This window comes from Aeromonas veronii, assembly GCF_040215105.1.
Classification (GTDB): Bacteria; Pseudomonadota; Gammaproteobacteria; order Enterobacterales; family Aeromonadaceae; genus Aeromonas; species Aeromonas veronii_G.
The window spans coordinates 2,841,367-2,857,615 of sequence record NZ_CP157875.1; the positions used below are offsets into that span (position 1 = coordinate 2,841,367).

10 protein-coding genes are annotated in these 16,249 nt (G+C 60.9%); 3 read left to right on the plus strand and 7 right to left on the minus strand.

Translation table 11 applies throughout. The annotated features are described in order from the left end of the window. Positions 1 to 158: 158 nt before the first annotated feature. From ABNP46_RS13075 to ABNP46_RS13090, 4 genes are all read right to left on the minus strand, one after another. Entirely contained in the window at positions 159 to 1,490 is a 1,332-nt protein-coding gene (locus tag ABNP46_RS13075; protein WP_349918334.1) for a TolC family outer membrane protein, read from the minus strand. Between the two features lie 35 nt (positions 1,491 to 1,525). After that, positions 1,526 to 2,941, minus strand: a complete 1,416-nt coding sequence (locus ABNP46_RS13080; protein WP_349918336.1) for an HlyD family type I secretion periplasmic adaptor subunit — start codon at positions 2,939 to 2,941, stop codon at positions 1,526 to 1,528. Further along, positions 2,934 to 5,078, minus strand: a complete 2,145-nt coding sequence (locus ABNP46_RS13085; protein WP_349918338.1) for a type I secretion system permease/ATPase — start codon at positions 5,076 to 5,078, stop codon at positions 2,934 to 2,936. Before ABNP46_RS13085 ends, ABNP46_RS13080 begins: the two co-directional genes overlap by 8 nt. A 351-nt stretch (positions 5,079 to 5,429) precedes the next feature. After that, complete coding sequence (locus ABNP46_RS13090) at positions 5,430 to 6,374, minus strand: TIGR01212 family radical SAM protein (RefSeq protein ID WP_349918339.1); 945 nt, start codon at positions 6,372 to 6,374, stop codon at positions 5,430 to 5,432. A 612-nt stretch (positions 6,375 to 6,986) separates the two neighbouring features. Here ABNP46_RS13090 and gltB point away from each other — a divergent pair. Next, the gene (gene gltB, locus ABNP46_RS13095) at positions 6,987 to 11,444 is read left to right on the plus strand and encodes a glutamate synthase large subunit (RefSeq protein ID WP_349918341.1); all 4,458 of its coding nucleotides are present in this window, start codon (positions 6,987 to 6,989) and stop codon (positions 11,442 to 11,444) included. Between the two features lie 12 nt (positions 11,445 to 11,456). Then, positions 11,457 to 12,872, plus strand: a complete 1,416-nt coding sequence (locus tag ABNP46_RS13100) for an FAD-dependent oxidoreductase (RefSeq protein ID WP_349918342.1) — start codon at positions 11,457 to 11,459, stop codon at positions 12,870 to 12,872. Positions 12,873 to 13,008: 136 nt separating this feature from the next. Here ABNP46_RS13100 and soxR read toward each other — a convergent pair whose 3' ends face one another. Further along, positions 13,009 to 13,467 carry a redox-sensitive transcriptional activator SoxR gene (gene soxR / locus ABNP46_RS13105; RefSeq protein WP_349918344.1) on the minus strand — a complete coding sequence of 153 codons (459 nt, stop codon included), beginning with the start codon at positions 13,465 to 13,467 and terminating at the stop codon, positions 13,009 to 13,011. Positions 13,468 to 13,539: 72 nt separating this feature from the next. On the opposite strand from soxR, the gene ABNP46_RS13110 reads away from it, so the two are divergent. Next, entirely contained in the window at positions 13,540 to 14,526 is a 987-nt protein-coding gene (locus ABNP46_RS13110) for a questin oxidase family protein (protein ID WP_349918345.1), read from the plus strand. Here ABNP46_RS13110 and ABNP46_RS13115 read toward each other — a convergent pair. Together ABNP46_RS13115 and ABNP46_RS13120 are read right to left on the minus strand one after the other, a co-directional pair. After that, positions 14,523 to 14,960: a protease gene (locus ABNP46_RS13115; RefSeq protein WP_349918347.1), complete on the minus strand. Its 438-nt coding sequence runs from the start codon at positions 14,958 to 14,960 to the stop codon at positions 14,523 to 14,525. The two genes, ABNP46_RS13110 and ABNP46_RS13115, sit on opposite strands and share 4 nt — an antisense overlap. Before the next feature lie 41 nt (positions 14,961 to 15,001). After that, complete coding sequence (locus tag ABNP46_RS13120) at positions 15,002 to 16,042, minus strand: M35 family metallo-endopeptidase (RefSeq protein WP_349918348.1); 1,041 nt, start codon at positions 16,040 to 16,042, stop codon at positions 15,002 to 15,004. Between the last annotated feature and the right edge of the window lie 207 nt (positions 16,043 to 16,249).

A 16,249-nucleotide genomic window follows, 5' to 3' on the forward strand; every position in this document is an offset into this window, starting at 1 on the left:
CCACCTGGTCATCCCGTTGCTGCTTGCTTTGTAGCCGAACGTCACATTCTTCCCCTGCGGCAGTGCATCAAAACGTCCCGTGAGACAACAACATAAAAGAATGACTGCAGCGAGCTGCAGCCATTGCTTTGTCTGAACTCATGTCAACGGGATGGACATCAGTTGTTGTTGGCCTGCCAATCGGCTGGCTGCTGCACGTTCATGGCATTGAGCAGACCCCCGGTGGCGTTGAGGATCCGGTAGTCCGCCAGCAAGGAGTCATACTCGGCCGTGATGTAGCTGCGACGCGCTTCGAACAGTTCATTCTCCGTGTTCAGCACGTCCAGCAAGGTCCGTTGGCCCAGACCAAACTGCTTCTTGTACGCCTGAACGGTGTCATAGCTCGCATCCACGTGTTCCTTGAGGAACACCTTCTGCTTGGCCAGAGACTCTTTGGCGTTCCAGGCAAGACGGGTACCCTCTTCCACCTGACGGAAGGCATTCAAGTGAATGTCTTTCGCCTGGGAATAGAGCGCCGAGGTGGCTTTGCTTTCCGCCAGATCGGAGCCACCACGGAACAGGTTGTAGCGCATCCGGACCATGGCGGTCAGGTCGTCGTTACGGCCCTTGACCGCGTCGATATCCTCGTTCCAGTTCTGATCCACTTCGAATGCCACATTCGGATAGAAGCCGGACTTGGACCCTTCGTGCTGGTATTTCGCCTCTTCGATATCCTGCAGGGATGACAACAGCGTCGGATGCAGCTCGGTCGCCGTCTTGAGCGCATCTTCAAGGGTCGCCGGGATCAGCTGGCTGTTAGGCGCGGGCTGAACCAGATCCTTGGGTACCTCGTTCACGACACGGATGAACTCACTCTCGGCATCCCGATAGTTGTTCTCGGCTGCCGCCTGGTTGGAATAGGCTCGGGCCACACGACCATCGATCTGGGTCTGGTCTGCGGTCGACCCCAGGCCGGAGTCAGTCCGTTTCTGGATGTCACTGCGGATCTGTTCGTGAGTCTCCAGGTTCTGCTTGGATAGCTCCAGGATCTCCTGCTGACGCAGCATGTTGAGGTACACCTCTGCCACGCGCAGCGCGGTATTCTCTGCTTCGGAGATCATGGCCAGGCGCTGGGCCTCGGCGGCGGCATCGGTACGGGCCACGTTGCTGCTGACGTCAAAGCCGTCGAACAGCATCTGGCGCAGACTGATCCCGGCCTCTTTACGAGTCATGGAATCATCGATGGTCTGCGAGTTCGCGCCAGCAGCGCGGGTCGAGGGGCTGTCAGTCTTTTCATAACCGACACCGCCACGCAGATCGATGGTGGGATAATAGCCACCTTTGGCTCCATCATGCTGATACAGTCGTGCCTGATAGAGGTCAAAAGCTTCCTTGATTTTAGGATGGGTGGCCAGTGACTGTGCCACTGACTGCTCCAGCGTTTGAGCCTGGCCAAGGCCAGGGAACAGCACTGCGCCACTGACCAGCATGGCAACAATCGTCTTCTTCATGGTATCTCCAGTCATGTTGTTTTTAGATTGTTGGCTTATCGTTCTCTCAGTGCCGACTGCTTAGCCCGCAAGATCGGCTTTAGCAAGTAGTCTAAGACACTTTTTTTACCAGTTATGATATCTGCACTGGCTAACATACCGGGGATGATGGGAAGTGCGTTAAGCTCATCGCCCAGATAACTCTTCTCGGTTCGGACCCGCACCAGATAGAAGGAGTTGCCCTCCTCATCCTGAATGGAGTCCGCGCTTATCTGTTCAACCTTGCCATGTAAACCTCCATAAACAGTGAAATCGTACGCCGTTATCTTGACCACGGCCTCGAGCCCGGGACGCAGGAAGGCGATGTCCTTCGGCGAGACCTTGGCCTCCACCAGCAGGGTATCTTCCAGCGGTACTATTTCCATCAGATCCATCCCGGGCTGCACGACGCCCCCCAGGGTATTGATCTTGAGTTTCTTGATGGTGCCCTTGAGCGGGGCGATGACGCTGGTCCGATCGACCCGGTCACGCAGCCCGACCTGCCCCTCTGAGAGCTGACCCAACTTGCCCTGACGCTCGTTGAGCTCAGTTTGGGAGTCGGCCCGGAATTTCAGGGCGATATCATTGCGCTTGGAGATGGTTTCACGGAGCACAGAGTTGAGCTTGGGGATCAGCAGGCGATTGGCTTCCAGCTCCCCTTGCATCTCGTTCACCTGCCGCTCCAGCTTGATAAGCTCCACCTGAGGCACTATCCCCTCTTTCGCGAGCGGACGGCTGATGTTGAGCTCCTGACGCGCCAGGTCGACGCTGCGGCTCACGGTGCGGATCTTGGCATTGAGCTCTATGGTTTCCTGTTCTTTCTGCTCTATCTGCTGACCAAGGATATAAAGCTGGTTCTGCAGATTGTTGAGACGATCGTTCTGAACCGACTTCTCCCGGTTCGCATATTCGGCGAACACATTCTCATAGCCATCCGGGAAGACGATGGGCTGCTTGTCGATGACCACTTGCTCACGCCAGCCCAGATTCGGCTCATTCTTTACGATCACGCTCTTTATCTCTGCGCGCAGACGGGCGATATCCCCCTTGAGGGTCACCAGCTCTTGCTCACGCTCCCGAAAATCCGACTTGAAGCGGGTGTCGTCGATGCGCAGCAAAGGCTCCCCTTTTTCGACGATGTCCCCTTCCTTGACGAAGATCTCCTTGACGATCCCCCCTTCCAGGTTCTGGATGACCTGCAGCTGGCGAGACGGGATCACCTTGCCTTGGCCCACGGTGACTTCATCGAGCTTCGCCCAGGCGGCCCAGACGATGGCACTCACGAAGAACAGGAAGCAGGCCCACAGCAGAACCCTGGCACGGGTCGGCGTGGTCAGCAGGACGGCGGCGGCCCCGTCATCCACGAACTCCAGCTGTTCCGGGGAAGGCAGGACGGTGTCGGGGGCCGTTTTCTTGAACCAGTTGTTAGCCATGGGCCGTCTCCTGCACGCGTACCTTGCCTTCCTTCAATTGTTGCAATACCACCTCTTTGGGACCATCGGCCACTATCTGGCCCTGCTCCACCACGATCACCCGGGAAGCCACATCCAGCATGGAGGTCTTGTGGGTGATGAGGATCAGCGTGGTTTCGGGCCCGAGCCGCGCCAGTTCCTGCTTCACCAGCATCTCGGACTGGTTGTCCATGTTGGAGGTCGGCTCGTCCATCACCAGGATGGGTGGATCATTGAGCAGGGAGCGAGCCAGCAAGATGGCCTGACGCTGGCCACCGGAGAGCTGGCGTCCACCTTCACCTATCTGTCTGTCCAGCCCGTTGGGATCCCGGTTGGTGAAATTGGTCACCCCGGCGCGCTTGGCGGCGCGCATCACCCGCGCATCATCCACCAGCGGGTTGCCGAGCATGATGTTGTCCCGCACCGAGCCAAAGAAGAGGGTCACGTCCTGGGGCACACAGCCGATATTGCGGCGGATGGCCGCCGGCGGCAGTTGATCCAGTTCAAAACCATCGAGCCTGACCGAGCCGTCGGTCGGACGATAGAGACCCATCAGCAGCTTCTCCAGCGTGGTCTTGCCCGCGCCAATACGGCCGATGATGGCCACCTTCTCGCCGGGTTCGATGCGCAGGGAGATGTTGTGCAGGGTGCTGCTCTCCATCCCCGGGTACTTGAAGGAGACATTCTCGAATTCGATGCGCCCCTGGATCACCGGATGGTGGATGTACTGCTTGCCTTCCTCCTGCTCCCCCGGGGTCATCATGATCTTCTCGAGGATCTCGAGGGCCGACTTGGCCTGGTTATAGCGCGTGGAGAGCACGGAGAGTTGCACCATGGGCGCGATGGCGCGACTCGACAGCATGACGGCGGCGATCATGCCCCCCATGGTCACCAATCCTTCCGAGATCTGATAGACCCCGACGATAACCAGCCCCACGGTCACCACCTGCTGGATGTAACTCGCCAGTGATGACATGGAGTTGGTAATACGGCGGGTCTGCACACCCCAGGTGGAGATATGGGATACCGCCTGCTCCCAGCGGTGCTGGAACAGGCTCTCGGCGCCGAAGATCTTCACGGTCTCAAGGCCTGAGATGCTCTCGATGAGGTTCGCGTTCTTCTGGGAGGCGAGACGGGAGCCTTCCTCAATGGACTGCTTGAGGGGCTCCTGAATATAGAAGCTGTAGGCAACCAGGATCAGGATGGCGACGATGGGGACCACTACCATGACACCGGCGAAGATCCAGATGATGAACAGGAAGAAGATGGCAAAGGGCAGATCAATCAGGGTGGAGACGGTGGCGGAGGTAAAAAATTCCCGCACCGACTCGAACTCCTGCAGGTGTTTGGCAAAGGCCCCCGTCGAGGCGGGACGCGACTCCATCTTCATCCCCATCACCTTGGCGAAGATCTTGGCCGACAACAACACGTCCGATTTCTTGCCCGCGATATCGATGAAGTAACTGCGCAACTGGCGCATGACGAAGTCGAAGGTAAACACCACCATGGCCCCGACCGCCAGCACCCAGAGGGAGTCAAAGGCCAGGTTAGGCACAATCTTGTCGTAGACGTTCATGGTGAACAGGGGGCTGGCCACCGCAAACAGGTTGATGAGGATGGAGGCGATCAGCACGTCCCGATAGATACCACGGGACTCGAACAGCGTGCTCCAGAACCAGTGGCCATCCCGGGTCTCCAGGACCTTGGGGGAGCGCTCGTCAAACTTGAACTGCTTCTTGACGAAGAAGCATCGGCCATTGTATTCGTCACCGAGCTGGGCAACGCTCACCCACTGGGCGGCATCACCGGCCTGGGGAAAGATGACTTTGCCCTGGCTTCTGTCTTCACTCCATTCCAGCAGGATGCAAGCCCCGCCGTTGCGGGTCTGCAACACGCAGGGCAGCAGCAGAGAAGAGATGTTTTCGAGCGGCTGGATCACCTCACGGGCCGAGAGCCCTCCCCGCTCGGCAGCGCGGCTGAAGAGTGCGGTACTCAGACGGCCGGATACCAGCGGCAAGCCGTTGGTCAGGGCATCCTGGCTGTTGGGTACGCCATAAAAGCGGGTCAAGAAGACCAGGCATTCCAGTAGCTCATCAATACGGCTAGTTTCTGCTTGCATAGCATCCCGTTAAATATGATTTCAAACGGTTGTCGCGGGAGTGTCGCCACCCGAGGCGGCGGGGATCGGCAAAAGACATCATGTACAGACCCCGGGATCGACAACCTGATTAGCGCACGGTGACAGGACTTTCCATGACGCGCCTCACTCCCTCATCTGGCCCCGGATATGAAACCCGGATGGCGTGAGGTGGCGGCCCGAATACCGACGCGTCCTGTCCGATTCGTAAACACTACAAGCTTATTGATAACAATGTATTTTTCAAGCCGACCATGATAACAAGGCGACTTGAATGAAACTATACCGCAAAGACTGAATTTCTTCTAATAAGCCCCTGTTTTTTTGATGAAATTAGAGTGACTGCTCATTAGTGCCCAGCAGGGAGAAGGGTCGACCCAGGCTGGCCCCCTGGGGGCCCATGCGACTCAGTTCCGCCGCGATATCGGCCATGGCCGTCCAGCGATTCTCGCACCAGGCAGGCGCCAGCAGGGTCGGGCGGCGGGCCGATGCCGAGATGCGGTGGTACACCACCTCGGGAGGAGTGTGCTGGATCATGGCCACCGCTGCCGCAACATACTCCTCCAGGGTCGGAACCACGAGACGCCCTGCTTGCCAGGCCTTGCCAAGGGAGCTCCCCTCCACCACGTGCAGCGGATGCAGTTTGATCCCTTCCACCCCGGTCTCGACGATGCGGTGCAGAGTCCCCAGGCTGTCCATGGCCGCCTCCCCCGGCAGACCGACGATGAGGTGGGCACACACTTTAATGCCTCTGGCATGGGCGCGGCGCACCGCATCTTCATAGGCGCCATAGCCATGACCCCGGTTAATCCGCTGCAGCGTCTTGTCATTGGCGCTCTGCAGCCCGAGCTCCAGCCACACCTCGTAGCCTCTCGCCTGATAGCCGGCCAGCAAGTCCAGCACCGCATCCGGCACACAGTCCGGGCGGGTGCCGACACAGAGCCCCACCATGTCGCTCACCGACAACGCCTCTTCATACATGCGCTGCAGGTACTCCACCTCGGCGTAGGTACTGGTGTAGGCCTGAAAATAGGCGAGATAACGCTTGGCGCGGGTCACCTCATCCCGCCTCGCCAGCAGTTGCTGCACGACGGAAAGCTGCTGGGCCGACTCGTCGGCAAAAGAGGAGACGTTACAGAAAGTGCAGCCGCCACGGCCAAGGGTGCCGTCCCGATTCGGGCAGGTAAAGGCACCGTGAATGGAGAGTTTATGGATCTTCTGGCCATGACGCTGCTTGAGATCCTGGCCGAATGTATTGATGAGTTCGTGTAACTGCATGACGCCTCCGTGATGAGGCGACATTGTAAGGGCTAGGTCCTTGGGAGGGAGTGAGCTGGATCAAGCCTCTCTTTGGCCAGAAATCATATAAATATTCATCAATTCACGAATAAATATACACAACCATGCTATTCAGGGTACTTTTGGAAACCTTCTCTCTCCCGGCAAGGTTGCCAGCGGTAAACCGGGAGTGGCTATAAACAACTGTTAATCATGAATAATTTCCATATAGCCCGGCAATCTGTAAATGCAAGACACAGGATCCTGAAATGTGATCCCCGCCCTCCCCTGACGAGATGAATTGGTAAGATTACTACAGGAAACGGGCACGATGCAGTCAACCACCAAACCCACCATTGGCAGAGCAAAAAACCACTATTTAAATAAATATCAGATTAATATATAGGTTTAATCAGAATTACCCCCCCAATCCCGCATTTTGTTATGCCGATGTAACATTGCAAACAGCAGGGATGTCCAATTGACCTTGCCGAAAATTCCCATTAGTTTGGAGATTCGCCACCTCAGGCGGACGGAACCACAAGAGCCAATCGCAATTTATGCAGTCTGTCGATGACAGAGCGATGGAAGGCCGAGCAAGGGAGAAATGCAATGTCACTATATGATCCAAAGCTGGAGAGGGATAACTGTGGCTTCGGCCTGTTGGCCCACATGGAAGGGGAAGCCAGCCACAAGCTTGTCCGTCTCGCGATGTCAGCCTTGGCTCGCATGCAGCACCGCGGCGGTATCTCCGCCGATGGCAAAACTGGCGATGGCTGCGGCCTGCTGCTGCAAAAACCGGACAGCTTCTATCGCGCTGTCGCCGAAGAGAAGGGATGGCACCTTGGCCGCAATTATGCGGTCGGCATGCTGTTCCTGAACCCGGATCCCGTCCTGGCCCAGGCCACTCGCGACATCATCGACGAGGAGCTTGAGAAAGAGACCTTGAGTCTGGTCGGTTGGCGCAAGGTGCCCATCGATACCAATGTACTCGGTCCCATCGCCAAGGCCTCACTGCCCAGCATCGAACAGGTCTTTGTCAACGCCCCCCCGGGCTGGGTCGACAAGGATCTCGAGCGCCGCCTCTATATCGTGCGCCGCCGCATCGAGAAGCGCATCAGCGACGACTACTTCTACGTGGTCAGTCTCTCCAACCTGGTCACCGTCTATAAAGGGCTGTGCATGCCGGTGGACTTGCCGCGCTTCTATCTGGATCTCGCCGACATCCGCATGCAGGCCGCCATCTGCGTGTTCCACCAGCGTTTCTCTACCAACACCAGCCCGCGCTGGCCGTTGGCACAGCCGTTCCGCTACCTGGCTCACAACGGCGAGATCAACACCATCGCCGGCAACCGCCAGTGGGCCAAGGCCCGCAGCTACAAGTTTGCCACTCCGCTCATTCCGGACTTGCAGGAAGCCGCCCCCTTCGTCAACACCACGGGCTCGGACTCCTCGAGCCTCGACAACATGCTGGATCTCTTCCTCGCCGGCGGCATGGACTTGTTCCGCGCCATGCGCCTGCTGATCCCGCCTGCGTGGCAGAAGCACCCGAACATGGATGACGATCTGCGCGCCTTCTATGACTTCAACTCCATGCACATGGAGCCCTGGGATGGCCCGGCCGGCATCGTCATGACCGATGGCCGCTACGCCACCTGTGCCCTCGACCGCAACGGCCTGCGCCCGGCCCGCTACGTCATCACCAAGGACAAGTTCATCACCCTGGCCTCCGAAGTGGGCACCTGGGACTACACCCCGGACGAGGTACTGGAGAAGGGCCGGGTCGGCCCGGGCGAGCTGTTCGTGGTGGATACCAGCAACGGCAAGATCTGGACCAGCTTCGAGATCGATGACGATCTCAAGAGCCGTCACACCTACAAGCAGTGGATGGACAAGCACTGCAAGCGCCTGGTGCCGTTCGAGCAGATGGACGACGCCAGCACCGGTGCCCGCGAGTTCCCGGACGATCGCCTCAAGACCTACCAGAAGCTGTTCGGCTACTCCTACGAGGAGCTGGATCAGGTGATCCGCGTGCTCGGCGAGAACGGCCAGGAGGCGGTGGGCTCCATGGGGGATGACACCCCCATGGCGGTGCTCTCCTCCAGCCAGCGCACCCTGTACGACTACTTTCGCCAGATGTTCGCCCAGGTGACCAACCCGCCCATCGATCCCCTGCGGGAAAACCACGTCATGTCGCTGGCCACCTGTATCGGCCGCGAGCAGAACGTGTTCAACGAGACCTTCGGCCACGCCCACCGGGTGCTGTTCCAGTCGCCGATCCTGCTCTACTCCGACTTCCACCAGCTGCTGGCCCTGGAAGGGGAGCACTACCGCCACGCGGTACTGAGCCTCAACTACCAGCCCGAAGAGGGGCTGCAGGCGGCCCTCGAGCGCCTCTGCCGTGAAGCCGCCGACGCGGCCCGCGCCGGCACAGTGCTCATCGTGCTGTCGGACAGAGACATCAGCCAGGACACCCTGCCCATCCCGGCCGCCATGGCGGTGGGGGCGGTGCAGCGCACCCTGGTGGACAACAATCTGCGCTGCGATGCGAACATTCTGGTGGAAACCGCCAGCGTACGCGACCCGCACCAGTTCGCCGTACTGCTGGGCTTCGGTGCAACCGCCATTTATCCTTATCTGGCTTACGAGACTCTGGCCAAACAGGTCGAGGAAGGCGTGCTCAAGATGAGCCTGCGCCAGGCCATGCTCAACTACCGCAACGGCATCAACAAGGGCCTCTACAAGGTGATGTCCAAGATGGGCATCAGCACGGTGGCGAGCTACCGCTGCTCCCAGCTGTTCGAAGCCATCGGCCTCTCCAAGGCGGTGGTGGAGCTCTGCTTCCGCGGCGTATCGAGCCGCATCCAGGGCGCCGATTTTGCCGATATCCAGCAGGATCAGGTCAATCTGGCCCGCCAGGCCTGGCTCGGCCGCAAGCCGCTCACTCAGGGCGGCCTGCTCAAATTCGTCCACGGTGGCGAGTACCACACCTACAACCCGGACGTGGTGCAGACCCTGCAAGTGGCGGTGCGCTCCGGCAACTACGCCGACTACAAGGAGTACGCCCGTCTGGTCAACGAGCGCCCGGTGGCGACCCTGCGCGACCTCTTGTCCCTGAAAAAGGGCACGACGCCCATCGCTCTGGAAGAGGTGGAACCCGCGGCCAGGATGTTCCCGCGCTTCGACTCCGCCGCCATGTCCATCGGTGCCCTGGGCCCCGAGGCCCATGAGGCGCTCGCCATCGCCATGAACCGCCTCGGCGGTCAGAGCAACTCCGGTGAAGGCGGCGAAGATCCCAAGCGCTTCGGCACCGAGAAGAACTCCCGCATCAAGCAGGTGGCGTCGGGGCGCTTTGGCGTCACTCCCCACTACCTTATGAACGCGGACGTGGTGCAGATCAAAGTCGCCCAGGGCGCCAAGCCCGGCGAAGGGGGGCAGCTGCCCGGTGACAAGGTGACAGCACAGATAGCCAAGCTGCGTTATTCCGTGCCCGGCGTGACCCTCATCTCCCCGCCGCCGCACCACGACATCTACTCCATCGAAGACTTGGCCCAGCTCATCTTCGACATTAAGCAGATCAACCCCGACTGCCTGGTGTCGGTCAAGCTGGTGTCCGAGCCTGGCGTCGGCACCATCGCCTGCGGCGTGGCCAAGGCCTACGCGGACTTCATCACCGTCTCCGGCTACGACGGCGGCACAGGTGCAAGCCCGCTGACCTCGGTCAAATACGCCGGATCCCCTTGGGAGCTGGGTCTGGCCGAGACCCAGCAGGCGCTGGTCGCCAACGGTCTGCGCCACAAGGTGCGTCTGCAGGTGGACGGTGGTCTCAAGACGGGTCTGGACATCATCAAGGCGGCCATCCTCGGCGCCGAGAGCTTCGGTTTCGGTACCGGCCCCATGGTGGCGCTCGGTTGCAAATACCTGCGGATCTGTCACCTGAACAACTGCGCCACCGGCGTCGCGACCCAGGATGAGAAGCTGCGCCGGGAGCACTTCACCGGCCTGCCGGAGATGGTGATGAACTACTTCCAGTTCATCGCCGAGGAGACCCGCGAGCTGATGGCAGAGCTTGGCGTCGCCCAGCTCACCGACCTCATCGGTCGCACCGACTTGCTCGAAGCCCTGCCCGGCCTCACCGCCCGCCAGTCCAAGCTGGACTTGTCCGGCGTGCTGGCAAGCCCGGTGGCACCGGCGGGTTCCAGCCTGTTCAGCCAGCAGCACAACCCCACCTTCGACAAGGGGCCGCTCAACCTCCAGATGGTTGAGGATCTGCTGGGCGCGGTAGAGAACATGAGCGGCGGCGAGTTCCGCTACGACATCCGCAACACCGACCGCTCCGTGGGGGCACGCCTGTCAGGGGAAATCGTCAAGCGTCACGGCAACCAGGGCATGGCGGCGGATCCGGTGCGGGTACACTTCAACGGCACCGCCGGCCAGAGCTTCGGCGTCTGGAACGCGGGCGGCCTCGAACTCATACTCACCGGGGATGCCAACGACTACGTGGGCAAGGGCATGACCGGCGGCAAGCTGGTGGTCAAACCCCACCTCGGCGTGGCCTTCAAATCCCACGAGGCGGCCATCATCGGCAACACCTGTCTCTATGGGGCCACCGGCGGCAAACTCTATGCGGCGGGAACCGCAGGGGAGCGTTTCGCGGTGCGCAACTCAGGCGCCCTGGCGGTAGTCGAGGGCATCGGTGACAACGGTTGTGAGTACATGACCGGCGGTATCGTGACCATTTTGGGCACCACCGGCGTCAACTTCGCGGCCGGCATGACGGGCGGTTTCGCCTATGTGCTGGACGAGTGCGGCAACTTTGCCAAACGCACCAACCCCGAGCTGGTGGAACTGCTGGACGTGGCGGACCTCGCCATCCACCAGGAGCACCTGCGCGGCATCATCACGGCGCACCTCAACGAGACAGGCAGCTCACGCGCCGAGGAGATCCTGGCCAACTTCGACTCCTATGTGCCCAAGTTCAGGCTGATCAAACCCAAGTCCAGCGACGTCAAGTCCCTGCTCGGTCACACCAGCCGTTCCAGTGCAGAACTCAGAATCCAGGCGCAATAAGGAGGGAACCCTATGAGCCAGAACGTATTCCAGTTTATCGATGTCCAGCGGGTCGACCCGCCCAAGAAGCCGCTCAAGATCCGCAAGATCCAGTTTGTGGAGATCTACGAGCCCTTCAACCAGGCCCAGGTCGGCATGCAGGCAGATCGCTGCCTCGACTGCGGCAACCCCTATTGCGAATGGAAGTGCCCGGTCCACAACTACATCCCCAACTGGCTGAAACTGGCCAACGAGGGGCGCATTCTGGAGGCGGTGGAGCTCTCCCACCAGACCAACAGCCTGCCGGAAGTGTGTGGCCGTGTCTGTCCGCAAGACCGACTGTGCGAGGGGGCCTGCACCCTCAACGATCGCTTCGGTGCCGTCACCATCGGCAACATCGAAAAGTACATCACCGACAAGGCGTTCGAGATGGGCTGGCGCCCGGATCTCTCCAAGGTGGTGAAGACCGACAAGCGGGTCGCCGTCATCGGTGCCGGCCCGGCCGGCCTCGCCTGTGCCGACGTACTGGCCCGCAACGGCGTCACCCCAGTGGTATTTGACAAGTACCCCGAGATTGGTGGCCTGCTCACCTTCGGCATCCCCTCCTTCAAGCTGGAAAAGGAGGTGATGCAGCGCCGGCGCGAGATCTTCGAGGGCATGGGCGTCGAGTTTCGTCTCGAGACCGAAGTGGGCAAGGATGTCACCTTCGCAGATCTGCTCGGCGAGTTCGATGCGGTCTTCCTCGGGGTCGGCACCTACAAGTACATGAAGGGCGGGTTCGAGAACGAAACTGCGCCGGGTGTCTATGACGCCCTGCCCTATCTCATCTCCAACGCCAACCGCCTGCTCGGCTTCGAGAAGGCCCAGGCCGATTACATCGACTTCGCCGGCAAGCAGGTGGTGGTACTCGGCGGCGGCGATACCGCCATGGACTGCGTGCGCACCGCCATCCGCCAGGGGGCCGACAAGGTCATCTGCGCCTATCGCCGTGACGCCGAGAACATGCCGGGCTCCAAGCGGGAAGTGAAAAACGCCCAGGAAGAAGGGGTGGAGTTTATGTTCAACCTGCAACCCATCGGGGTTGAACTGGACGCCCATGGCCGCACCTGCGGTATCAAGGTGGTGAGCACGACCCTTGGCGCCCCCGATGCCAACGGTCGTCGCAACCCTGTGGTGATCGAAGGCTCCGAGCAGGTGCTGGCCGCCGATGCGGTGGTGATGGCGTTTGGCTTCCAGCCCAACCCCCAGCCCTGGATGGCGGAATACGGCATCGCCCTCGACAGCCGGGATCGAATCAAGGCCCCCGAGCAGGCGGATTACCCCTTCCAGACCAGCAACCCCAAGGTGTTTGCCGGTGGCGACGCGGTGCGCGGCTCGGATCTGGTGGTCACCGCCATCTACGAGGGCCGCAAGGCCGCCGAAGGGATCATGGACTACCTGGCCGTGTAAGCGGCCGCTCGAAACCCCTACCCCAAAAACAGCCCCGCCATGCGGGGTTGTTTTTTATATGCGCCTCAGAGGAAGGATAAAGCGCAACAATCTGCTTCCAGTGCACCGTGGCCTAGCCAATCCATCTCTTGCATGGTCAATCCTCGGTGGGTGCTTGATCCCCCAGCAGATAGCGAGGGCCGCTTCCCTGGTGGGCTGCCCTATCCTCCGGGTTGTAGAGGGCGCAATGTTCCAGCGACAGACAGCCGCAACCGATGCAGGCGCCGAGCTTGCGTTTCATCAGTTGCAGGGTCTCGATACGCCGATCGAGCAACGCCTGCCACTGGCCGGCGATCCCATTCCAATCGTGGCGATCCGGTGTGCGGCCATCGGGCAGCCCGGCCAGGGCCTCGGCAATCTCCCCAAGGCTCAGTCCCACGCTCTGCGCCACCCGAATGAAGGCGATACGGCGCAGGGCATCCTGAGGGTAGAGCCGCCGCCCTCCCTCGCTGCGCACGCTGCCAAGCAAACCTTTTTCCTCGTAGAAACGCAGGGCGCTGGCATTGACCCCTGCGCGTTTGGCTATCTGGCCGATGGCCAGCCATTTGCGATCCATCTTCGTCCTTGATCTCAAGTTAACTTGAACTTGCATAATCCTGTCTCCCCCGACAAAAGGAGTCAAACGATTATGGATAATCTCCATGCCCTGCTCGATGCCAACCAGGCCTTCGCCCTCAACGGCCGTGATACCACCAATCACTGCCCCATGGCGCTGCACGCCCTGCACGAGATGGGCGCGACCCCGCTGCAGTTGAGGCAATTTTTCAACCACTGGCAGCGCACCCATGCCCTGCCCGCTGGCTCGCCTGCACTGGGGGAAGAGGAACAGCAATTCGTGCAGCAACGCCAGCGGCTAGCCATTCGAATGGCCGGGGAAGGCTGGCTGCCCACCTTCGAAACCCTGCTGGAAGAAGGTCTCTCCCCCGCCGGTGGCGCCTTTCATCCACTTATTCGACTCGCTTGCGCCCTGGAGAACGACCATCTTGGCGAGCAGGCCGCGGCGCTGGCCGCCTGGCGCTGCAAGCCGCTGATATTGCCGGAGGGTGTGGGAGTGGCTTGCCGAGATATCTCCGCTCTGCTGGGGAGCCTGTCTGCGCAATGGGAGGGGTCACATTGGCCCAGTGAGTGGATCACCGCCCGTTTGCGTCAGGTAGCCGCGGATCCGCGTTGGCCGGACTCACTGCCGCGCACGCTGGATGACGATGGCGATATGCTGACGCAACTGGCCGAAGCAGCCCTATCCCTCTATTGGCAGACCCGCAATTTCACCGTGCTTCATCTGGTGACCGGCAGCCGGGCCGCCGCCATCGTCGCTCGCCATCTGCCCGATGAGCTAAAAGGCCGCTGGCAGACTCTGGTGTGGCAGGCGGTGGCCGCAGCCTATATCACGGTCGGAGCACCGGCGCCGGGAATCCAACGCTGGCCGGACGTTGCAGGGCTGACTTGGGAGCAGGTGTTGCCGCTGGCGATCGCGAGCCGGGACGATCACGTGATCAAGCTGGTGCACTGCTGCTGGCGGGAGCAGGCGAGCACTCCTCACCCGTCCCGTTACCTGGCCGTGGCCGCCCGCGCGGTGGGACTGCTGGCAACTGAAGGTGAGCGGGTGGCCGGTTAAGGCGCAGCCACCCGGGTGAAGCTGATGGCGGGGCAACTGGGAGCAAACCCCTGGGTCAGGGTCAGCGACTGGGGGCGATAGCTCAGGTGGTACTGGCCCGGCAGCGACAGATCATAGACCTGGGTCAGATCCGCATCCGCCTGGTTGCGCTGATTGGCCCCGAGAATGAAGAAGTCGTCGGGCCCCGGAGCGCCGCGTTTGGCCAGCGGCCCCCGGTAGGCAATCGGGTTCTCCTCGAGACGCAGGTCGATGGCATCGGCGAACCAGCCCTCGAAGGGGGTGAACCAGCTCAATACCTCGATGGGCCCCTCCCCCTGGTTGGTCAAGGTCATCACCAGCGGCAGGGGTTCGTTCACCGCGCTCTCGGCCTTGACCGACAGCTCGCACTGCAGGGGGGTCGCCAGGGCGAGGGTGGTGATCAAGAGTGTCATCATGGTGCCTCCATCAAAAAGGGGCCTTGCGGCCCCATCATCCATCAATTTTCGCTCGGGGTGTTCTCGGCGAAATACTCGTGGTTGTCGGCGTTGTTGAGCGCCTTTTGCGGATCCGTGCTCGCCAGGTTGCGGGCGTTGCCTTGACCGTAACCCAGATCGTCGGTGCCCGCCACCGCCGTGAAGTGACTCAACTCATGAACGATGGTGCCGGCACGGGAGTCGGTCCCGTTGACCGGGGCCGTCCAGAAGCTCTTGCACAGATAGACCTTGTAGGGCTGATCCGGGTAGACGTAGGCGAAGTAGCTCTGCTGGCAGCCGCAGTCGAAGGTGAGCGGCTTGTTGTCGATGGCATCCTTGATCTTGCTAAAATTCGCCTCGGCCTGGTTCCAGCGGGAGGCATCATAGGCACCGAACCAGCTGCGATAGCGCTGCCCGCTGGGTTTATCCACTGCCAGATAGCTGCTTGAGTTATTGGTAATGCTGCTGGCTGCATCCAGAGCCGTCAGAATGTTGCTCTTCTGGGTATTGGTACAGCGTCCGGTAAAGCTCACCGAGGCGGTCACCGCCTGGGGCTCGGCCAACGATGCGGCCCTGGCTTGCAGCCGCTCGTCGCTCACCCCTTCCACCCAGAGGCTGACGGTATTCGATTCACTCCCCTGGGCCTGCTTGGCCTTGGCGACGCCACTGCCCTGTGCCAGGGTCGGCAGTTGATAACGGATGTGGTACTGGCCCTGGACGCTCATGTCGTAGAGACCGGAGATCTCCGCCTGCAGCGTCAGGCTCTGGCCAGCCTTGAGCAGTTGGTAGTCCTTGTCGGTCGGGGCAGCCCGCTTGATCAGGGCCCCCTCATAGCCAACCCGCTGGCCGTCACGCTCCACCACGAACAGGGGGGCATCCTCGCCGCCCGGCAGTTGCCATTTGAGCAGGCGGACGGGCTTGTCGCCGGTGTTGGTCAGCGTCAGGTTGACCCGCACGTCCTCGGCGTTGCCCTCCACCAGGGAGAGGCGGGCATCGAGGGCGGCAGCGCAGAGTGGCGAGGCCAGAATACCGGCCAGCAGCAGGGCGATGGGAGTTGCTTTCATCGGATTTCCTCATTCATTGAGTTGCGCCATCAGGCGGTTTGCTTCCTTACTTCATTCGGCCCTCTTTGGGGCCTGTTCACCCTAGAGCAGAAGTTTTGCGCCACCATCCCTCCATATGGGGGACGACGCCCATCTAAGGGGGGAGCCTCGCCCTCGCCCCCATGCTGCGACAAAAACGGGCCTTCGCGGGGGCGCCATGGCCTCAAC